Annotated in this window: 16 protein-coding genes; 15 read left to right on the top strand and 1 reads right to left on the bottom strand. The window is 73.2% G+C overall.

Annotated elements, in window-relative coordinates; genetic code table 11:
• Positions 1-43: 43 nt before the first annotated feature.
• A complete protein-coding gene (locus tag ACZ63H_RS30540) occupies positions 44-1,642 on the bottom strand; it encodes an MBL fold metallo-hydrolase (RefSeq protein WP_469870600.1) in 1,599 nt (532 codons plus the stop codon).
• Positions 1,643-1,864: 222 nt separating this feature from the next.
• Here ACZ63H_RS30540 and ACZ63H_RS30535 point away from each other — a divergent pair, with 222 nt between their 5' ends.
• From ACZ63H_RS30535 to ACZ63H_RS30465, 15 genes are all read left to right on the top strand, one after another.
• Positions 1,865-3,151 carry an ATP-grasp domain-containing protein gene (locus ACZ63H_RS30535; protein ID WP_469870598.1) on the top strand — a complete coding sequence of 429 codons (1,287 nt, stop codon included), beginning with the start codon at positions 1,865-1,867 and terminating at the stop codon, positions 3,149-3,151.
• Between the two features lie 77 nt (positions 3,152-3,228).
• Positions 3,229-4,521, top strand: a complete 1,293-nt coding sequence (locus ACZ63H_RS30530) for a hypothetical protein (RefSeq protein WP_469870596.1) — start codon at positions 3,229-3,231, stop codon at positions 4,519-4,521.
• Positions 4,512-5,786, top strand: a complete 1,275-nt coding sequence (locus tag ACZ63H_RS30525) for an MFS transporter (RefSeq protein WP_469870594.1) — start codon at positions 4,512-4,514, stop codon at positions 5,784-5,786. The genes ACZ63H_RS30530 and ACZ63H_RS30525 overlap by 10 nt, the downstream gene beginning before the upstream one ends.
• A gap of 7 nt (positions 5,787-5,793) precedes the next feature.
• Positions 5,794-6,369: a hypothetical protein gene (locus ACZ63H_RS30520; protein ID WP_469870592.1), complete on the top strand. Its 576-nt coding sequence runs from the start codon at positions 5,794-5,796 to the stop codon at positions 6,367-6,369.
• Positions 6,370-6,420: 51 nt separating this feature from the next.
• Positions 6,421-7,692 (top strand): ATP-grasp domain-containing protein, encoded by a 1,272-nt coding sequence (locus ACZ63H_RS30515; protein WP_469870590.1) that lies wholly within the window; start codon positions 6,421-6,423, stop codon positions 7,690-7,692.
• A 40-nt stretch (positions 7,693-7,732) separates the two neighbouring features.
• Positions 7,733-9,013: an ATP-grasp domain-containing protein gene (locus ACZ63H_RS30510; RefSeq protein ID WP_469870588.1), complete on the top strand. Its 1,281-nt coding sequence runs from the start codon at positions 7,733-7,735 to the stop codon at positions 9,011-9,013.
• Positions 9,010-10,044, top strand: a complete 1,035-nt coding sequence (locus ACZ63H_RS30505) for an enolase C-terminal domain-like protein (protein ID WP_469870586.1) — start codon at positions 9,010-9,012, stop codon at positions 10,042-10,044. The genes ACZ63H_RS30510 and ACZ63H_RS30505 overlap by 4 nt, the downstream gene beginning before the upstream one ends.
• Positions 10,045-10,093: 49 nt before the next feature.
• Positions 10,094-12,028, top strand: coding sequence for an alpha/beta hydrolase family protein (locus ACZ63H_RS30500; protein WP_469870584.1), 1,935 nt, complete (start codon positions 10,094-10,096; stop codon positions 12,026-12,028).
• Between the two features lie 55 nt (positions 12,029-12,083).
• On the top strand, positions 12,084-13,265 hold the full coding sequence (locus tag ACZ63H_RS30495; protein WP_469870582.1) for a fatty acid desaturase: 1,182 nt from the start codon (positions 12,084-12,086) through the stop codon (positions 13,263-13,265).
• Positions 13,265-14,260 (top strand): proline dehydrogenase family protein, encoded by a 996-nt coding sequence (locus tag ACZ63H_RS30490; RefSeq protein WP_469870580.1) that lies wholly within the window; start codon positions 13,265-13,267, stop codon positions 14,258-14,260. The genes ACZ63H_RS30495 and ACZ63H_RS30490 overlap by 1 nt, the downstream gene beginning before the upstream one ends.
• 13 nt (positions 14,261-14,273) lie before the next feature.
• Positions 14,274-15,416, top strand: a complete 1,143-nt coding sequence (locus ACZ63H_RS30485) for an aminotransferase class V-fold PLP-dependent enzyme (protein ID WP_469870578.1) — start codon at positions 14,274-14,276, stop codon at positions 15,414-15,416.
• Between the two features lie 65 nt (positions 15,417-15,481).
• A complete protein-coding gene (locus ACZ63H_RS30480; RefSeq protein WP_469870576.1) occupies positions 15,482-15,973 on the top strand; it encodes a GNAT family N-acetyltransferase in 492 nt (163 codons plus the stop codon).
• A 145-nt stretch (positions 15,974-16,118) separates the two neighbouring features.
• Complete coding sequence (locus ACZ63H_RS30475; protein ID WP_469870574.1) at positions 16,119-16,961, top strand: hypothetical protein; 843 nt, start codon at positions 16,119-16,121, stop codon at positions 16,959-16,961.
• A gap of 239 nt (positions 16,962-17,200) precedes the next feature.
• Complete coding sequence (locus ACZ63H_RS30470; RefSeq protein ID WP_469870572.1) at positions 17,201-18,382, top strand: hypothetical protein; 1,182 nt, start codon at positions 17,201-17,203, stop codon at positions 18,380-18,382.
• Positions 18,383-18,652: 270 nt separating this feature from the next.
• A complete protein-coding gene (locus ACZ63H_RS30465; protein WP_469870570.1) occupies positions 18,653-19,456 on the top strand; it encodes an endonuclease I family protein in 804 nt (267 codons plus the stop codon).
• Positions 19,457-19,564: the final 108 nt, after the last annotated feature.

Below are 19,564 nucleotides of genomic sequence, written 5' to 3'. Positions count from 1 at the left end.
CATCCGTCGAAGCGAGAGTGGCCGCCCGGTGGCGCGCCGCCGGTCAGTCCTGGAGGGCGGCCGGCCAGGAGCGCTCGGCGGTGAGGTAGAGCAGCTCGGAGCGGACGCCGCGCTGCCCGGCCAGGTCGCGCAGGACGACCTCCTGGCGCAGCTGCTCGGCCTCCGGGTCGAACCAGCAGCCCGTCAGGTGCTTGAGCCAGGGCTCGATCCCCAGCGCGTAGACGAAGATCTGCTCGGCGCCGAGCCGCTCGGCGAGCTGGTCGGCGGGTCCGGCGAAGGAGCCCTTCAGGCCGCGCTCCAGGCTGTGCTCGCGGGAGATCGGGGTGTCCAACAGCGGGCCGTAGAGCCAGGTCAGCGGGGCGCCGACGCACTCCAGGCCGATGAACAGGGCGTCCACCGAGCCGATCTCCTCGGCCACCAGGTCGTAGAGGGCCGGGTCGATCGGAGAGGTGTCGGTGGCGAACAGGAAGCCGCGGCCGCCGAGCCGGACCATCGGCACCATCTTGGCGCGGATGTCGAGCTCGCCGTGCTCGCCGAGGAAGGGCAGCGCGGTGATGGTGGCCGGGCCGGCCTGCAGGCTCTGCATGTCGGCGAGTTCGACCACGTTGCGGAAGCCGAAGTGCTCCAGCATCGAGCGCAGGCCGATGTCGGCCAGGCTGCCGCCGGAGGACTGCGGCACCACGATGGTGCCGATCCGCCTCCGGAGCTGGAGCAGGGTCTCCAGGGAGAAGTGGTCGGAGTGGCCGTGGCTGAGCACCACGACATCGATGGTCTCCGGCAGGTCGGCGATGGTGTAGTGGCCCTCGAAGCCGTCCCCGTCGTAGCCGACGGTCGGATCGGTCATCACCGTGAAGCCGCCGAAGTCCAGCAGCACCGAGGCGTGGCCGAAGTACTGCATCCGCACCTCGCCGGTCCGGTTGGGCACGTAGCGCCGGGGCTCCCGCTCGGTGAACAGGCGGCGGAAGCCCACCCGGGCCTCCTCGTCCAGGCCGAACTTCTCCGCCAGCTCCTCCACGTCCACCGGCTCCAGCCGGGCGGCGAACAGCTCGTCCAGCAGCTCGGAGGCGAACGGCACCTCCAGGTCGGTGCGGCCGGGCGCGGGCAGGATCGGCGAACTGTAGATGAAGGGCTGCGCCTGGTCGTGACGTTCCAGCAGGGAGACGGTCTGCGCGTGCGGTTCGGTCGCCGGGGTGCGGTAGAGCAGGCTCTCGAAGAACCGCAGGGAGGCGTTGTTGGCCGTGTCGTAGACCAGCTCGGTGACCCCGCGCAGGGCGGGCGGGAGGTCCTGGTAGAGCGGGGCGAGCGCGCGGCCGTCGCCGTTCTTGGTCAGTGTGGCGCGCATGGTGTCGATGTCCTCGGCCATCCGGATCCGGGCCTCGCCCTCGGCCAGGGTGCGCTCCAGCAGGTCGGCGACGCCCTGCGGGCCGCCCGGGCCGGGGTCGATGAACGGGGCGCCGAACATGTTCGGGTCGGCCAGCGCCCGGGCGTGCTGCTCGGGGCTCTCCAGGTAGCGGCGCAGGGCCGGCAGGTGGCGCTTGACGAGGTTGAGCGCGCCGGTGTGGGGCGCGGCCACGAACGGTACCGCGTACCAGCGGTGGACCAGTGGCTGCACGACGGTGGCCGGCGACAGGTAGGCGCGCATGCGGGGTCTCCATCCGTGCCGCGGGGGCACGTTCGAACGTGATGGTCGGGTGGCGGCGCCCACTCTGGCCCGGGGGCCGGGCCGGGCACATGGGGAGCCGGCTCCCAGATTCCGCACACCGGTCCGGACGGAATCTGGGTGCGCTCCCCCCATGTGCGGGGTGGGCTGCGCTGGGAGCGTTGCCGGTGCCGCCCCACCCGACGAACGAGAGCGAGGGGACCCATGACCGCGGTCCACCGGCCCGACACCGCCGTGATCGTGGATGGTTACTCCACGGGCGCCTTCCTCCCGCCGGCCTTCGCGGCCCTCGGGGTCGAGGTGGTGCACGTGCAGAGCACTCCCGAGCCGATGCTGACGATGCTCCAGCCGGACCCGGCCGCCTACCGGGACCGGTACGTGCTCTCCGGTGAGGACGGGCTGCCGGACACGGTGGCCGCGCTCGCCGCGCTGGACCCCGTCGCGGTGCTGGCCGGCCAGGAGCCCGGGGTGCCGCTCGCGGACCGGCTCGGTGAGCTGCTCGGGCTCGCGGGCAACGGCTCCGCGCTCTCCGCCGCGCGCCGCGACAAGTACCGGATGATCGAGACCCTGCGGGCGGCCGGGCTGCGCTGTGCCCGGCAGGCGAAGGGCTCCGATCCCGGGGAGCTGGCCGCCTGGGCGGCCGCCGAGGGCGGCTTCCCGGCCGTCGTCAAACCGCTCAGCTCGGCCTCCACCGACCATGTCTACGTCTGCCGCACCACCGAGGAGGTCGCGTCCGCGGCCCGCAGGGTGCTGGCCGCGACCGACATCTTCGGCAGCCGCAACACCGAGGCGCTGGTCCAGTCCTTCCTGGCGGGCACCGAGTACATCGTGGACACCGTCGGGGTCGGCGGCGAGCACTACGTCTGCGGGGTCTGGGAGTACGAGAAGACCGAGCTGCCCTCCGGCCGGAGGATCTACGACCGGGACGTGCTGCTGGACCCGGGGGCCGAGCCGGTTCCGGAGCTGATCGCCTACGTGCTGGACGTGCTGCGGGCGCTGGGCATCGAGCACGGCCCGGCCCACGCCGAGGTGATGCTGACCCCGCAGGGGCCGGCCCTGGTCGAGATCGGCGCCCGGCTGAACGGCAACATGAACCCGGGCTTCCACGACGCCTGCCTGGGCACCAACCAGGCCCACCTGACCGCGCTCGCGTACACCCGCCCGCAGGAGTTCCTGGACCGCTACGCCGGCCGGGTCTACACCAAGCGCCGCGAGGCCGTGGTGCACAACACCCGGACCGAGCTGGACGGTGAGGTCGTCGCGGTCGACCAGGCGGTGGTCGACAGGATCGCCGCGCTGGAGACGGTCCACCTGGTCGGCGTCAAGCTCGCCCCGGGCAAGCGGCTGCGCCCCACCACGGACCTGCTGACCAGCCCGCTGCGGATCTTCATGACCGGCCCCGACGCCGAGTCGCTGCGGGCCGACCACCGGACCATCCAGACCCTGAAGGACGCGGTCTACCGGCTGGCCGAGACCCCCGACGAGGCGTGACGACGCACCCCCCGCAAGCACCCGAGGAGAGGTTAGCCACCCGTATGGACACCGAACGACGGCCAACGGTTCTGCTGTTGGGCACCGACAAGTACGTGATGCAGGCCTGCGTGCGCAACGGCGTCGACGCCGTGGTGATCTGGGGCTCCACCGCCTACGACTACGGCATCGTCCCGGTCCCCGAGCAGTTCACGGTGCTCCGGGTCGACGACCAGAGCAGTGTCGAGGCCGTCCTGACGGCCCTGCACCGGGCCGGACTGGCCGACTGGGAGTTCGACGCGGTGCTCACCTCGGACGAGTGGGCCATGGTGACGGCCGGCATGGTCGCCGAGCACCTCGGCTGCCGCGGCATCGACCCCGTCACCGCCGCGCACTTCCGTGACAAGTCGCTGCAGAAGCGCCGGATCGCCGCGGCCGGACTGCGCACCGCCCGGGTCACGGTGATCGACGACATCCACGACGTCTCGGCCATCACCGAGCTGCCCTACCGGCGGGCGGTGCTCAAGCCGATCGCCGGGGCCGCCACCGCCCGCACCTCGGTCGTCACCAGCCTGGCCGACCTGGAGCAGCGCAGCAGCCGGTACCGCAAGGAGAGGACCGCCCAACGCACCTTCGTGCTGGAGGAGTTCGTCGAGGGCGACGAGTGGGTGGCGGACGGCGTGGTGTTCGAGGGCGAGGTCGTCTTCCACGCGCTCGGCACCTACGGCGACCCGTGCCTGACCGTGGTCGACCAGGGGCTGCCGCTGCGGCTGCGCCGCTTCGACCCGAAGTCCGAAGCCTGGGCCTACGAACTCGGCGACCCGTTCGTCCGGCGCGCGATCGAGGCGCTCGGCCTGCGCGACGGCGCCTTCCACATGGAGCTGTTCCACCACCCGGAGCACGGGCTGGCCTTCGGCGAGTGCGCCTCCCGGCGCGGCGGGGCGCTGATCCACGAGGAGCTCCAGGCCAAGTTCAACGTCCACCTGGGCGCCGCGCAGCTGTTCGCCGCGCTCGGCCGCCGGCCCGAACTGAACGTCGTGGAGCGGCCGGAGATCATCGGCGGGACCTATCTGCCGGGCCGTCCGGGCACCCTGATCAGCTGCCCCTCGCCGGCCGAACTGCGGGCACAGCCCGGTGTGGAGTTCGCCCGGGTGGAGTTCCCCTTCGGAGGCCAGTTCGCCGACGGCCTGGGCTCCACCAACCAGAAGCTCGGCCAGGTGCTGGTCGCCGCCGACTCGGAGGAGGAACTGCAGGAACGGCTGGCGGAGCTGCGCGCGTGGTTCGCCGAGCGCACGGTGATCGCCCCGTACGGCGGCTCGCTGCGCGAACTGCGCGCCTGGCAGCGCGAGACCTGGCCGGACCTGGACCACCGGGACGCCCTGTGGGACTGACCGGGAGCGCCCGGGCCGTCGAGGAGCGGCGGCAGCGGGGCCCGCTCGCCCGGCTGCTGCCGGAGACCGCCGAGCAGCGCGCGCTGGCGGCCGGGAGTTTCGTGAACTCCCTGGGCGCCGGGATGTTCATGACCAGCAGCGTGCTCTACTTCACCCGCATCGTCGGACTGCCGATGGCACAGGTGGCCACCGGGCTGTTCTGCGGGGCGATGGCCGGGCTGGCGGCCGGACTGGCCGCCGGGCGGATCGCCGACCGCTGGGGCGCCCGGGAGACCCAGATCGCGGTGCTGCTGATCGGGGCCGCCGCCGTGGCCTGCTACCTGGTGGTCCGCACCTTCTGGCCGTACCTGCTGGTCTCGGTCCTGCTCGGCGTGGTCTTCGCCGCCACCAAGTCCAGCCAGGCGCCGCTGGTCCGCAGCTTCGGCGGTGAGAACCCGACGGTCTTCCGGGCCTATCTGCGCTCCTCGACCAACCTGGCCATCGCCCTCGGCGCGCTGATCGCCGGTATCGGCATCCAACTCGACTCCTCCCCTGCCTACCTGTGCCTGGTCGGCGGCCGGGCGCTGGCCTTCGCGGGCAGCGCGCTCGCGCTGCTCCGGCTGCCCCGGCCGGCCCCGGTGCCGGTGCCCCGCGGCACCCGCCGCTGGGAGGCGCTGCGGGACCGCCCCTACCTGACCGCGACGGTGCTCAACTCGCTGATGTCGCTGCACTACGCGGTGCCGACCTTCCTGCTGCCGCTGTGGATCGTCGACCACACCGAGGCCCCGCGCTGGATGGTCTCCGGCGCGCTGCTGCTCAACACGGTGCTGGTGATCGGCCTTCAGGTGCGGGTCAGCCGCGGGGTGGACGACACCGAGGCGGCGGGCACCCGGATGCGGTACGCCGGAGCCGCCGTCCTGGCCGGGCTGGTCATGATGGCCGCCGCGAGCGGCCGCTCCCCCTGGGCCGCGGTGACCCTGCTGCTGGCCGCGGTCGCCGTCTACACCTTCGGCGAACTCTGGCACGCCGCGGCCTCCATGGAGTACTCCTTCGGTCTCGCCGCCCCGCACGCCCAGGGCGAGTACTCCGGGGTCTTCGGCCTCGGCGCGGGCGTCGCCGAGGCGCTGGCCCCCGCCGTGATCGGCGCGCTCGCGCTGACCTGGGGACCACCCGGCTTCCTCGCCCTCGGCCTCGGTTTCCTGGCCGTCGGCACGAGCTGCCGGCCGCTCATCGCCCACTCCCTGCGCAAGGCCGCCGAGGCGGCCCCGACCACCGAAATGGCGTGACCAGAAGATGACCACCACGACCGATCCGCAGTCGCTCGGCCAGGACATGCTGGAGCTCGTCCCCGGCCTGCACTTCGACCACCGGGAAATCCTGAAGGCCTACCAGCAGGTGGTGGACCGGGTGCCGGTCACCGACCCGGAGAACCCGGAGCACCGGCTGCGCCGCCTCGGCCTGACCCACCGCGCCGACGCGGCCGACCCCTGGCACGACGCCGGCACCGGCCAGTTCGACCAGCGGACCGGTGAGAAGCACTTCGAGGAGTCGGAGTTCTCCTTCTTCAACGAGGAGGTGAAGGACACCTACTTCTACCACCTGTACCAGAGCCTGCCGTTCCAGATCGGCCGGATGCGCCTGGTGCCGCTGCACCCGGGCGAGATCTACCACATGCACACCGACGCCTCCCGCGTGGCGCACGTCGCGATCACCAGCAACGAGGACAGCCGGCTGCTGTTCCGCACCGGCCACACCTACCACGTGCCGACCGACGGCCGGGTGCACCTGCTCAACACCAAGCTGCACCACTCCGCCTACAACGCCGGCAGCACCACCCGGATCCACCTGACCATGACCAAGGTCGAGTAGGCCCCGGCCCGCGCCCCGCCACCACACCCCACTGATCAGCGAGGAGCCCGCATGACCGCCCAGGAGCCGACCGAACAGGGCCACCGCCCGGTCGTGGTGCTCGTCGACGGCTACACCACCGGCAACTACCTGCCGCCGGCCTTCGCCCGCAAGGGCGCGGACGTCGTCCACGTGCAGAGCACCGCCGAGTTGATGACCACGATGCTCGCCCCGGACCTCAGCGCCTACCTGGCGAACCTGGTCTGCGAGTCCCCCGAGGAGACCGCCCGGCAACTGGCCCGCTACCGGCCGGTCGCCGTGGTGGCCGGTCAGGAGCCCGGGGTGCCGCTGACCGACCGGCTCTCCGAATTGCTCGGGCTGCCCACCAACGGCACCGCGCAATCGGCCGCCCGCCGGGACAAGTACGAGATGATCGAGGCGCTGCGGCGGGCCGGGGTCCGCTGCGCCGAGCAGTTCAAAAGCGACAGCCCCGAAGAGCTGGCCGAGTGGGCCGAGCGGCGCGGCCGGTACCCCGTGGTGGTGAAGCCGCTGACCTCGGCGGCCGCCGACGGCGTGGCGATCTGCCGGGACGCGGCCGAGGTCCGCAAGGCGGCCGAGACCGTCCTCGCCACCCGCACCGTCTTCGACGAGCCGAACCGCGAGGTCCTCGTCCAGTCCTACCTGGTGGGCGAGGAGTACGTGGTCGACACGGTCTCCTGCCAGGGCCGGCGCTACACCTGCGGGGTCTGGCAGTACCGCAAGAAGCTGATCGGCACCCACAACATCTACGACCACGAGCTGGTCCTGGACCACCAGGACCCGCGGGTGGCCGAGCTGATCGCCTACATGGACACCGCCTTGCGGGCGCTCGGCATCGTCTTCGGACCGACCCACGCCGAGGTCGTCATCACCCCCGACGGCCCGGCCCTGGTCGAGGTCGGCGCCCGGCTGGCCGGCGGAATGAACCCCGCTTACCACGACGAGTGCCTCGGGGCGAACCAGGCCGACCTGACCGCGCTGGCCGCCGTCCGCCCGGAGGAGTTCCTGGAGCGGTACGCGGGCCGGCACTTCCGCAAGCGGCGGGAGGCGTGGCTCTACACCACACCGACCGAACTCGACGGCGTGGTGGACAGCCTCGACCAGGACGTGCTGGCCGAGATCGAGGGCCTGGAGACCGTCCGGGGCCTCAACGTGAAGATCAAGGAGGGCGGCCGGATCCGGCCGACCGTCGACCTCTACACCAGCAGCCTGCGGATCTTCATGGCGGGCGACTCCGCCGCGCAGGTGGAGCGCGACTACCTCCACATCCGGCGGATCAAGGACCGGGTCTTCCGACTGCGCTGATCCACGGCAACCCCTCACCACAACGCGGGAGTTCTCCAGCATGACCACCACCACCGAAGGCACTCCGCCGCAGCTGCTCCTGGTCGGCGGCGCCGCGCCGAACCCGCTCAGCGTCGACGTGGCCGTGCAGGCCCTGGCCCAGGCCCGGGCCCGCGGTCTGCGCACCCACGTCACCAACCAGGAGGCCACCGTCGCCGCCACCCCCGAGGTGGCCGAGGCCGCCGACGCGGCGAGCGCGGTCGACTTCGAGGACGCGGCGGGCAGCGCCAAGTGGGCGGCCGTCCGGCGCGAGGAGGGCGAGCGCTTCGACGTGGCCCTCGCGGTCCGCGAGATGGCCCAGGTGGCGGCGGCCGAGGTCGCCGCCGAACTCGGCGCCCCCGGCAACCCGCCGGAGGCGGTCCGCCGGATCCGCACCAAGGACGCCTGCCGGGCCGCGCTGGCCGCGGCCGGCTTCCCGCAGCCGGCCGTGCGGCTGTGCGCCGACGAGTCCGACGCCCGGGCCTTCCTCGGGGAGAGCACCGGCCCCTGGGTGGTCAAGCCCCGGGACGCGATGGGCAGCCAGGGCGTCAGCCGCGTGGACGGCCCGGACGGCCTCGCGGCCGCGATCGGACTGCTGCCGGGCCAGGACCCGTTCCTGGTCGAGGAGTTCGTGGACGGCCCGGAGTTCAGCGTGGAGGGACTGTTCCTCGGCGCGGAGCCCACCGTACTGGCGGTGACCGCGAAGGAGAAACTCCCGCCGCCGTTCTTCGTCGAGGTCGCCCACGTCCTGCCCGCTCCCCTGCCGGAGGCGGACCGGGCCGCGATCGACCAGCAGGTCCGTGCCGCGCTGACGGCGCTCGGCCTGCGGTTCGGCGCCTTCCACGTCGAGTGCTGGCTCACCGCGCGGGGCGTGGTCCTCGGCGAGGTGCACGGCCGGGTCGGCGGCGGCTGGATCCACACCATGCTGCCCTACGTCTTCCCCGGCCTGGAGCTCTTCGGCCTCGTCCTGGACGACGCGCTCGGCCGCCCGGCCGAGCTGCCGGCCGCCACCTCCAGGGCGGCGGCCAGCCGCTTCCTGACGCCCGCGCCCGGGCGGCTGGTCGCGGTCGAGGGCTGGGACGAGGTGCTGGCGCACCCCGGCCTGCTCTACGCCGAACTGACCGTACGGCCGGGGGACGTGATCGCCCCGTTCCGCTCCGGCCAGGACCGGGTGGGCGCGGTCGTGGTCGGCGCGGAGAGCCCGGCCGAGGCCGAACGGCTGGCCCGGGAGCTGGCCGCCTCGGTCCGCTTCGTCACCGAGGCGCACACCGGCGCGGAGTCCCTCGAGGAGGCCGGGGCATGACCGGCACCCCTACCGGCACTACCGACACCACCGGCACCACCGTCCGGGCCGGCCTCCAGGCCGACGTGGCGGTGATCCCCCATCGGCTCGACCGGCCGTTCCGGATCTCGCACATGACCATCGCCACCGTCGACCGGGTCCGGCTCCGGCTGATCGGCTCCTGCGGCCAGGTCCGCGGCGAGGGGGAGATCGCCGCCGACCTCGGCTACGGCCAGGACGGACCGGCCATCGCCGCAGAAGCCCGGCTGCTGGCCGGCGAGTTGACTCGGACGCGCGGCACCGAGACGCCCGACCGGCTCGGCGAGCTGCTGGCCGGCGCGGCCTCGGCGTTCAGCGCCCCGGCCCGGATGCTGGTCGAGATGGCCTTCCTGGACCGGGCCGCCCGGACCGTCGGGCTGCCGGTCTGGCGGCTGCTCGGCCTGCCCGAGCCCGGCCCGGTCCGGCTGATGCACACCGTCCCGATCGGCGAGCAGATCCCGGCCGCCCGGCCGGTGAAGATCAAGCTCGGCGGCCCCCGGGACCAGGAGGTGCTCCGCGGCCTGGTCGGCGTGGACGGCCCGGTGGTGCTGGACGTCAACCGCGGCTGGGGGCGCGCCGAGTGGGAGGAGGTGCGCCCGCTGGTGCAGCGGGTCGCGCCCACCGTCCTGGAGGACCCGGTGAGCGACGACGCGCTGCTTCCGGAGGTGCGCGCCGCCCTGCCCGGCACCACCGTCCTGCTGGACGAGGGCATCGACGGCCGGGCCGCCGTGGAGCGCGCCGCGCTCACCGCCGACGGCGCCAACATCAAGCTGATGCGCTTCGGCGGCCTGCTGCCCGGCCTGGACGCGTTGCACCACCTCGCCGCCCAGGGCACGGCCCGGATGCTCGGCTGCTTCCTGGAGCCGCCCCGGTCGATCGCCTACGCGGCGCAGCTGGCCGGCCTGTGCGACTGGACCGACCTCGACGGGCACTTCTGGCTCTGCGACGACCCGCCGGCACCCGGCTACCACCTCGACAGCTCCCGCCCCGGCATCCCCGGCATCCGGTACTGACGCCTCCCGGCGCCGTCACCGCACCGAACCCACGAGGAGTCAGCGCACCATGCAGCACGTCACCGAGCCGCTGCCGTACGGCACCTGGAACTCCCCGGTGCAGGCGGCGGAGGTCGCGCGGGGCGAGGCCCTGCTCGAATGGACCGGCTTCGTCGGCGAGGAGGTGTGGTGGACGGAGGCCCGTCCGCAGGAGGGCGGGCGCAGTGTCCTGACCCGTCGCGCCGCCGACGGCCCGGCCCCCGCCCTGCCGCCCGGCTGGGACGTCCGCAGCCGGGTGATCGAGTACGGCGGCCGCCCCTGGCTGGCGCTGTCCGGCCGGGCCGAGGACGGCATCGTCTTCACCCACTGGGACGACCAGCGGGTCTACCGCTGGCGCCCGGGCGCGGACCCGGTGCCGCTGAGCCCCGTCGGGGCCTGGGCCGCCGAGCTGCGCTACGCCGACTTCGCCGTCCGCGGCGAGGAGGTCTGGTGCCTGCGGGAGACCGTCGCCGACGCCGAGGGCACCTCGGTGGTCCGGCACCTGGTCGCGCTCCCGCTGGACGGCCGGGCCGCCGGCGACCCCGCGGCCGTCCGGGTCCTGGCGGGCGGTCACGACTTCCTCTCCGGCCCGCGGATCGAGCCGGGCGGCCGCCGGGTCGCCTGGCTCGGCTGGAACCACCCGGCGATGCCGTGGGACACCACCGAGCTGATGGTGGCCGCGATCGAACCGGACGGCAGCCTGGCCGAACCGGTCCGGGCGGCCGGCGGGGACGGCGAGTCGGTCACCCAGACCGACTGGGCGGCCACCGGCTCCGGCGCCCTCTACGCCGTCACCGACCCGGACGGCTGGTGGAACGTACACGAGTTCGGACCGGACGGAGGGCGGCGCAACCTGTGCGCCCGGTCCGAGGAGTTCGGCGAGGCACTGTGGCGGATCGGCCTGCGCTGGTGCCTGCCGCTGCTGGACGGCCGGCTCGCGGTGGTGCACGGCACCAGCGGCCGCCGGCTCGGCCTGCTCTCCCCGGACGGGCGGCTCGACGACCTGGAGACCCCGTACACCGAGTGGTTCTTCCCGGCCACCGACGGCCGCCGCATCGCGGCCGTCGCGGCCGGTCCGCGGCAGGGCCGCACCGTGGTGCTGATCGACCCGGCCGACGGCGGCACCGAGATCCTCCGCGAGCCGTCCGCCGCCCACCCGGAGTACGCCACCACGCCCTGCCGGCGCACCTTCACCGGGCCGGACGGCGAGCCGGTGCACGCCCACGTCTACCCCCCGTACCACCCGGAGCACACCGGGCCGGACGGTGAGCTGCCGCCCTACCTGGTCCTCGCCCACGGCGGGCCGACCAGCCGCAGCCACCTCGTGCTGAACCAGGAGATCAGCTACTTCACCAGCCGGGGCTTCGGTGTGGTCGACGTCCAGTACGGCGGCTCCACCGGCTTCGGCCGGGCGTACCGGGAACGGCTGCGGGAGTCCTGGGGCGTGGTGGACGTGCGCGACTGCGCCACGGTGGCCCGCGCCCTGGCCGCCGAGGGCCTGGCCGATCCGGACCGGCTGGCGATCCGCGGCGGCAGCGCCGGCGGCTGGACGGCCACCGCCTCGCTGGCGGCCGAGCCCGGCCTGTACCGGGCGGCCGGCATCTACTACCCCGTGCTGGACGCCGAGCAATGGCGCACCCGGGGCACCCACGACTTCGAGTCGCGGTACCTGGAGAGCCTGATCGGCGCCTGGCCGCGGCAGCGTGCCCGCTACGCCGAGCGCTCGCCGGTGGCGGGGGCCGGCCGGATCCGCGCCCCGTTCGTCCTGCTCCAGGGCCTGCGGGACACCGTCTGCCCGCCGGCCCAGGCCGAGCGGCTGCTCGCGCTGCTCGGGGACTCCGCGGTGCCGCACAGCTACCTCACCTTCGAGACCGAGGGGCACGGCTTCCGGCTCGCCGACACCGTGCGCAGCTGCCTGGAGGCCGAACTCGCCCTCTACACCTCGGTCTTCGGTCTCGCCCCGTGACCGCCCGCCCGTCCCCGGGCGTCCCCACCGACACCTCCACGCAGAGGAACACGACATGCCCTCAGGACGATCCTCGACCGGGCGGACGGACCACCGCTCCGGTCCCGGCCGCCCGAACCTCGACGACCTCGACTTCGACCGGCTGGCACCGCCGATCAGACGGGGCCTCAAGTCCCTGACCCGACTGGACAACTACCACGCGCTCCTGGCGATCGCCTTCGAGTACGGCCTGGTCGCGCTCTGCGTCACCGCCTGCGTCGCGGGCTCCTACTGGGCCTACCCCGTCGCGGTGGTCCTGATCGGCTCGACGCAGCGCTTCCTCGCCCACTTCCTGCACGAGTCGGCCCACAAGAGTCTGGCCCGGAACAGGATCCTCAACCTGGTGGCCGGCACCGCCCTCTCCGGCTACCTGGTCGGCCAGCTCTACGGCCCGTACCGCAGCTCGCACGTCGGCCGGCACCACCGCCACCTCGGCGAGGCGGACGCCGACCCGGACTACCGCTTCCACCTCGAGTGCGGGCTCTACGACCCGGACCGCAGCGACCGCGGCTTCCTGGTCCGCGAGGTGCTGCTCTCGCTGCTGGGGCTGCGCACCGTGGACTACCTGCGCTACCTGGTCCGGGACCGGGTCCGGGCCCGGGAGTCGGACCTGACGGTCTCGGTGCCGGTGCCGCTCCGTACCGAGCAGCGGCTGTTCCTGCTCCAGTGGGCCGCCGTGCTCGGCCTCTGCGGCTGGCTCGGAGTGCTGCCCGAGCTGCTGCTGTTCTGGTTCTTCCCCCTGCTGACCAGCAACATCGCGATCGGCTGGCTCTCCGAACTGGCCGAGCACTACCCGCTGCCGGAGAGCGAGTCCACCCGGGTGCTGCTGACCCGCAACCGGCACGGCCGGGCCCTGGAGACCTTCCTGCTCAGCCGGCACGGCGACCGCTTCCACCTGGTCCACCACCTCAACGCGGGCATCCCCTTCTGGAACCTGCACCGGGCCCACCGGCTGCTGCTGGACGACCCGGCGTACGCCGGCTGGGACGGCATGTGGGCGGGAGTGCTCAGCCGCCCGCGCTCCCGGCGCGGCAAGGAGACGGTGATCAGCTACGCGGCCAAGTACCGCGCCTGGCGCCGCAACGGCGGTGACCCGACCACCGCGGATCGCACCTTCGCCCAGTCGATGATGCTCGCCGCCGGGCAGGTCACCGTCACCGTTCCCCGGCAGTCCGAACCGACCACCGTGAGGCCCTGATGACCGAGGCACCCGTCACCACCGCGACACCCGCCGGCGACACCGCCACCACGCCCGACCGGGACGCGGGCCTCGGCCTGCGGCTGCTGGCCGCCGACGAGCGCTGCCGGCGCGCCTTCGCCGAGCCCGGCTCGCTGCTGCGCCAGATCGCCTACCCGGCGGCCCGGCGCTACCTGGTCGCCGACGACCTGGCCGGGCTGCTCCCCCGGCTCGACCTGCTCCGGGCCCGCGGCTACCGCGTGTCGGCCGAGTACGTCGGCGAGGAGATCCGGGACGAGGCCGAGATCGAGCAGGTGGTCCGGGCGTACCTGGACCTGCTCGCCGCCGACGCCGGACCGCTCCAGCTCGGCTTCGACCTCTCCAACGTCGGCCTGCTGGTCTCCCGCGACCTGGCCGTGCGGAACACCTCACGGATCCTCACCGCGGCGGCCGCGCACGGCAGCGAGGTGGTGCTCTCGATGGAGCGCTCGGAGCTGGTGGACCAGATCGTCTCGGTCTTCGCCGAGCTGGCCACCGCCCACCACAACGTCGGCATCACCGTCCAGGCCCACCTGCACCGCACCGAACGGGACCTGCCCGGCCTGGTCGCGCTCGGCCGCAGGATCCGGCTGGTCAAGGGCGTCTACGCGGAGGCCCCGGGGACCGCTCTCGGCCGCGGCCCCGAACTCGACGAGCGTTACCTCCAGTTCGCCGAGTACGCCCTCGGCGAGGACGCCCGGCTCACCCTGGCGACCCAGCACGCCGAGCTGCTGGCCGCCGCCGAACAGCGCGGGCTGCTGGCCGGGGCCGAGGAGATCGAGATGCTGCACGGGGTCCGCCCCGCGCTGCTCCGGCACTACCGGGAGGCCGGTTACCCCTGCCGGGTCTACACGACCTACGGTCAGAGCTGGTGGCTCCACCTGCTGCACCGCCTGGCCGAGCACCCCGCCATGGCCCTGCGCGCCCTGGCCGATCTCGCCGACCCCTCCGCCACGGCCTTCGGCACCGACTACTGAGAGGGCGCCACCCATGACCGGACACCTGATCCACCTCAACACGGCCGGGGCCGGCCTGATGCCCGAAGCGGTCTCCACCGCGATGGCCGACTGCCTGGCCCGGGAGGCGGCCACCGGCGGCTACGAGACCGAACTGCACCACGACGAGATCCTCCAGCACGACGTCTACCGGCGGCTCGGCCGGGTCGTCGGCGCCGAGGCCCGCGACCTCGCGGTCTTCGACAGCGCCACCCGCGCCTGGTGGCGGGTGGTCTCCCGGCTCGACCTCGGCCCCGACGACCTGATCTGGGTCACCCCGTACGAGTACGCGGGCAGCCTGATCGGGTACTTCGGCCTGCGCGACCGAACCGGCTGCGCGATCGAGACCATCCCGCTGCGCCCCGACGGGGACCTCGACCTGGACTGGATGGCGGCCAACATCTCCGACCGGGTCGCCCTGGTCTCGGTCACCCACGTGCCCTCCGGCTGCGGGATCGTCAACCCGGTCGCCGAGATCGGCCGGCTCCTCGCCCCGTACCGCGCGTGGTACGCGGTGGACGCCTGCCAGGCCGTCGGGCAACTGCCGCTGGACGTGGACGCGATCGGCTGCGACCTGCTCACCGGGGCCGGGCGGAAGTTCCTCTGCGGGCCGCGTGGCAGCGGCTTCGCCTACACCACACCGCGGTTGCGGGCCGCGCTGCTGCCCGACTTCACCGACCTGCACGTGGCCCGGGTCAGCTCGCCGACCGCCGTCACGGTGCACGAGGAGAGCGCCCGCACCCTGGAGCTGGGCGAGCGCAGCACGGCCGTGGTGCTCGGGCTGCACGCCGCGCTCGGCCACCACCTCGAACTGGCCCGGGAGGGACGGGCGTTCCCCTCGAAGGACGTCGTCGAGGCGCTGCACGCCTGCGTCCGCGGACTGCCCGGTGCCGAGCCGCTGAGCCCGGGGACGGAGCAGTCGGGCATCCTCTCCTTCCGGCACGGCAGCCTGCCGGCCGAGCGTGTCCAAGACGGACTGGCGGCCCACGGCATCAATGCCTGGAAGATCGCCGGCGACCACACCCCGCTCTACCTGTCGGCCCGGGGCGTCGACACCGCGGTGCGGCTCTCGGTGCACCACTACAACACGCTCGAGGACGTGGAGGCGCTCGGCCGGGCCCTCCACGGCCTCCGGTGACCCGCTCCTGTGCCGGTCCGCCGGGAAGGTGGCGGCCGGACGGTCCCGACGAGCCCTGCGCGCTCATGGTGATCAGGGAGGCCACCGCGGAGGACTGGCCCGCCATCTGGCCGTTCTTCCACCGGATCGTCGCCGCGGGCGAAACCTTCACCTACCCGCTCGACCTCGGTCCGGAGCAGGGCCGCGACTGGTGGCTGCTGTCCGCGCCGGGCCGCACGGTGGTGGCGGTCGACGAGGCCGGCACGGTACTGGGCACCGCGAAGATGCACGCCAATCACCTGGGGAACGGCTCGCACACCGCGAGCGCCAGCTACATGGTCGACCCGGCGCACTCCGGGCGCGGGGTGGGCCGGACGCTCTGCGAGTACTCCCTGGAGTGGGCCCGGGCGGCCGGCTACCGGGGCATGCAGTTCAACGCGGTGGTCGAGACCAACGTCCGTGCGGTGCGCCTCTACCGCTCGCTCGGCTTCGAGATCCTCGGCACACTGCCGGAGGGCTTCCGGCACCCGGAGGAGGGCTACGTCGGGCTGCACATCATGCACCGCCCACTGCCCTGACCTCCTGGCGCGACCTGCTTCGGCCGCCCCCGCCCCACGGCGGGGGCGGCGCGACGGTCGGGTGCCGGACGCGGCGGCCGACGGCCGGGCCGCCGGCTTTCCTGGTTCTCCCGGTCATCCCCGACCAGCCCCTACGATCACGCACATGCCGATCACATCGCCCATACCAGTCCTGCGCAGTTCCGGCGGCACCTTGCTCCGATTCGACGACGACGCACTGGTGTTGCGCCGGACGACCGAGGAACTGCGGATCCCCCTCCCCGCGATCGGACACGTCCGCCCGGAGGGGCGCGCGGTCGCCGTCGAGCTGATCGCCCCGGCCGGAACGGTGCCTGCCGTGCACCGCGTCGACGACGTCAGCGAGGCCGCGGTAACCGTCTTCGCCGACGCCGTCAACGCGGCTCTGCCCCTGCGCGCCCCGGGGGCCGAGATGGCCGACGGCTCGGCCCTGGTCACCGCCCGCGCCTTGACCGAGCCGCGCGAGGAGCAGCGAAAGCGCAGGCGCAGGATCTGGACACTGGCCGTCGGTCTCTTCTTCTTCGCCCTCGCACTCGCCGTCGGGATGCACGGCCAGTGGACCGTCGCGTTCGAGATCCTGCTGGTCGGCCCCTTCGGCGCGGGGATCGTCGCGTTCGGCGCCATGGGGGCGGACACCGTGTACCGCAAGTGGTACCTGCCCCGGAACGGCATCACCGTCGAGGCGGGGAGAGCCGGCGACACACACATCCTGGGCGGCAGGTTCGGGACCTACGTGTACACGGACCTTCAGGGCGTGAGCCGCAGCGTGTACGCCAGGAGCAGTGCCCCGACCGTGCAGGTCGCCTACCACCCGGACAGGCCGCACTTCGTGACGGTCTGTGCGTCGCGGTCCAGCACGGCCGGGGACGCCGCTCTCGCCGTGGTCCTCCTCCTCTTCGGACTCGGCGTCGAAGGCGTTGTCGTCACCCTGGCCGTCGCCGCCTTCCTGGGCCTGTACCCCGGCTACTGACGTGCCCCGGCCGCGGCCGCCGCGCCCGACCCGCCGGCCGGCGTCCTCGGAGCCCGGTGTGTTCCCGAAGGAGAGTGCGTACGCCCTGCCGTTCCGGCACCATGGCACCGGAGCGGCCGGCAGCCCGCGGGAGCCGACGGGCAGCCGTTTCCGACGGGGGCGAGGCGATGAGGAAGAACCGGCAAGGACGCCGCGCGGTGTCGTGCGGGACGGCGGCGGGCGAGTGGGGAGCCGGGGACTTGCGGATCGCCGTACCCCGGCAGTCCCGCGCCACGGGTGTGCTCCTCGTGGCCACCGCTTGGCCGATGGGTCTCGCGGGGTTCTGGCTGGCCCTGGCCGCGTTCAACCACTGGCAGGAGGTCAGGCTCTGGCCCGGGCTGGCCGTCGGCGCGTACCCCCCGCACGACCCCTGGTGGTTCACGACGGTCGTGGCCGCCGCCGTGATCGTGGGCGGGTCCGTGGTGCTCGGCGCCGTGCGCGCCGTGTGCGCCATGGTGCTGCGGCGCCCTTCGAGCGGACGGGGTTTCAGCCGGCTGGGGCTCTTCCTGCCCATCATGGCGTTCAACTCGGTCCAAACGCTCTGGGGGGAGGACTCACCGGTGCCCTGGTGGGACGTCGGCCTCCTCGTTCCCCTCGTCGCGGTGTCCGCCCAGACCCTGTTGTCCGGCGCGCGTCGTCTCGCCGTGCTCGGACGGCAGCACCTCGCGGAGGTCATCCGGTCCCCGGGAGAACTCCGCGGGAACTCGTTCACGCTCTATTTGAGGTCCTTCGAGGACGACGTCCGGCGTACGGCCCTGGAGGAGAACGAGCGTCCGGCCCCCGGGCCGGGCGCGGTGCTGTCGGACCTGGGCCTGTCCACGCGGACCGAGGAGGAGCAACTGGGGCAGGCACTGAAGACGGTGGCACCGATGGTCGCCGTGGGCCGGCCCGGGGAGCGGCTTCCGCTGGTCGGTGCCCTGCGGTTGTACCTGCCGGTCGACGACTGGCAGGAGACGGTCCGGGACCTGATGGAGCGAGCGCGGCTCGTGGTGATGGCGGTGGGGCCGGGCCCCGGGCTGCTGTGGGAGTTCAGGGAGGCGACCCGGCTGCTGCCCGCGGAACGGCTCGTTCTCCTCGTGCCCGGTCGCGAGGAGTACGAGAGGTTCCGGGCCCAGGCGGCACCGCTCCGGCAAGACGCAGCGCGACCGCGGCAGGGGGCGTGCACCCGGCCGTCTCCCGTGCTGCCGCCCTATCCCGACAGCGAGCCTCCGGCCGGCCTCGCGTTGAAGGGTGCCGTGTACTTCGACGCCGGCTGGGCCCCGCACTTCGTGCTCTTCGACGCGGGCAGGAGCTGGCGGGGACCCGTCGGCGTGGTCCGATCGGCGATGGAGGAAGGGCTCAAGCCGGTTCTCGACCGGTACCGTCCCGGCCGCCACCGGTGATACAGCCCGCACCGCAGCCGTGACGGCAGCCCGCAAAAGGTCTTCGGCTCCGTCGCCGTCCTCGCGCCCGGGGTGCTTCCGGTGAGGTCGCCCGGGTGGCACCGGGACGCCGGCCCCTGCGGGTTCCCGCCCGTCGATCCCGCCCCGCGCAAAGCGTGAGTCGTCCCTTCCCGTCATCCAACCGACACTCACCCGTCACCCATTCGACTGCATGTCCATGCCATTCTCCCGGGTGCCGCCTCCGTTCAACCCGCGTAGAGGGGATCCCACATGCCGGCGACACACACCCGCCGCTGGAAGTCAGTGGCCTTCGCCACGGCCGCCGTCCTGGTCGGCCTCACCAGCCCCGCCCTCACCGCCACCCCCGCCGCGGCGACCACGACGGCGTACGACTCGACGTACTACAAGAACGCCGTGGGCAAGACGGGCACCAGCCTCAAGTCCTCGCTGCACACCATCATCAGCAGCCAGAACAAGCTGTCCTACTCGGCGCTCTGGGAGGCACTGAAGGTCACCGACCAGGACCCGGCCAACAGCAACAACGTCAAGCTGCTGTACTCGGGCATCTCCCGCAGCAAGACGCTCAACGGCGGGGACGCCGGCGACTGGAACCGCGAGCACGTGTGGGCCATCTCGCACGGCGACCTGACGACCTCCACCGGTCCGGGCACCGACCTGCACCACATCCGCCCGGAGGACGTCCAGGTCAACGGCGTCCGCGGCAACAAGGACTTCGACAACGGCGGCAGCAGCTTCACCAACTCCGGTGGCAGCCTCACCGACTCCAACTCCTTCGAGCCGCGCGACGCCGTCAAGGGCGACGTGGCACGCATGATCTTCTACATGATCGTCCGCTACGAGGGCGGCGACGGCTGGGCCGACCTGGAGGGCAACGACGGCGTCAGCAACGGCAGCAACCCCTACATGGGCCGGCTGTCCGTCCTCAAGCAGTGGAACGACGAGGACCCGCCGGACGCCTTCGAGGAGCGCCGCAACCAGGTCATCTACGACACCTACCAGAAGAACCGGAACCCGTTCATCGACCACCCCGAGTGGGTCGAGGCCATCTGGTAGAAACGGGCCGGGCACACCCGGGGGGGCCCCACCACCCTTGCCCCCTCCCCTCCGCAGGGGGCACCCCCCCCCCCGGACTGTCCCCCCTTTCCCCCCACCACCCAACGA

The sequence above is a fragment of the Streptomyces sp. NPDC104831 genome (assembly GCF_055583025.1).
Note: the sequence above shows the minus strand (reverse complement) of the source record. Positions and strands in the feature narration are given on the sequence as shown.

Coding starts and splice junctions, on each gene's coding strand:
- ACZ63H_RS30490 (WP_469870580.1), top strand. CDS start 13,265: ATGACCGAGGCACCCGTCACCACCGCGACACCCGCCGGCGACACCGCC.
- ACZ63H_RS30540 (WP_469870600.1), bottom strand. CDS start 1,642: ATGCGCGCCTACCTGTCGCCGGCCACCGTCGTGCAGCCACTGGTCCAC.
- ACZ63H_RS30480 (WP_469870576.1), top strand. CDS start 15,482: ATGGTGATCAGGGAGGCCACCGCGGAGGACTGGCCCGCCATCTGGCCG.
- ACZ63H_RS30520 (WP_469870592.1), top strand. CDS start 5,794: ATGACCACCACGACCGATCCGCAGTCGCTCGGCCAGGACATGCTGGAG.
- ACZ63H_RS30500 (WP_469870584.1), top strand. CDS start 10,094: ATGCAGCACGTCACCGAGCCGCTGCCGTACGGCACCTGGAACTCCCCG.
- ACZ63H_RS30535 (WP_469870598.1), top strand. CDS start 1,865: ATGACCGCGGTCCACCGGCCCGACACCGCCGTGATCGTGGATGGTTAC.
- ACZ63H_RS30475 (WP_469870574.1), top strand. CDS start 16,119: ATGCCGATCACATCGCCCATACCAGTCCTGCGCAGTTCCGGCGGCACC.
- ACZ63H_RS30465 (WP_469870570.1), top strand. CDS start 18,653: ATGCCGGCGACACACACCCGCCGCTGGAAGTCAGTGGCCTTCGCCACG.
- ACZ63H_RS30510 (WP_469870588.1), top strand. CDS start 7,733: ATGACCACCACCACCGAAGGCACTCCGCCGCAGCTGCTCCTGGTCGGC.
- ACZ63H_RS30485 (WP_469870578.1), top strand. CDS start 14,274: ATGACCGGACACCTGATCCACCTCAACACGGCCGGGGCCGGCCTGATG.
- ACZ63H_RS30505 (WP_469870586.1), top strand. CDS start 9,010: ATGACCGGCACCCCTACCGGCACTACCGACACCACCGGCACCACCGTC.
- ACZ63H_RS30515 (WP_469870590.1), top strand. CDS start 6,421: ATGACCGCCCAGGAGCCGACCGAACAGGGCCACCGCCCGGTCGTGGTG.
- ACZ63H_RS30495 (WP_469870582.1), top strand. CDS start 12,084: ATGCCCTCAGGACGATCCTCGACCGGGCGGACGGACCACCGCTCCGGT.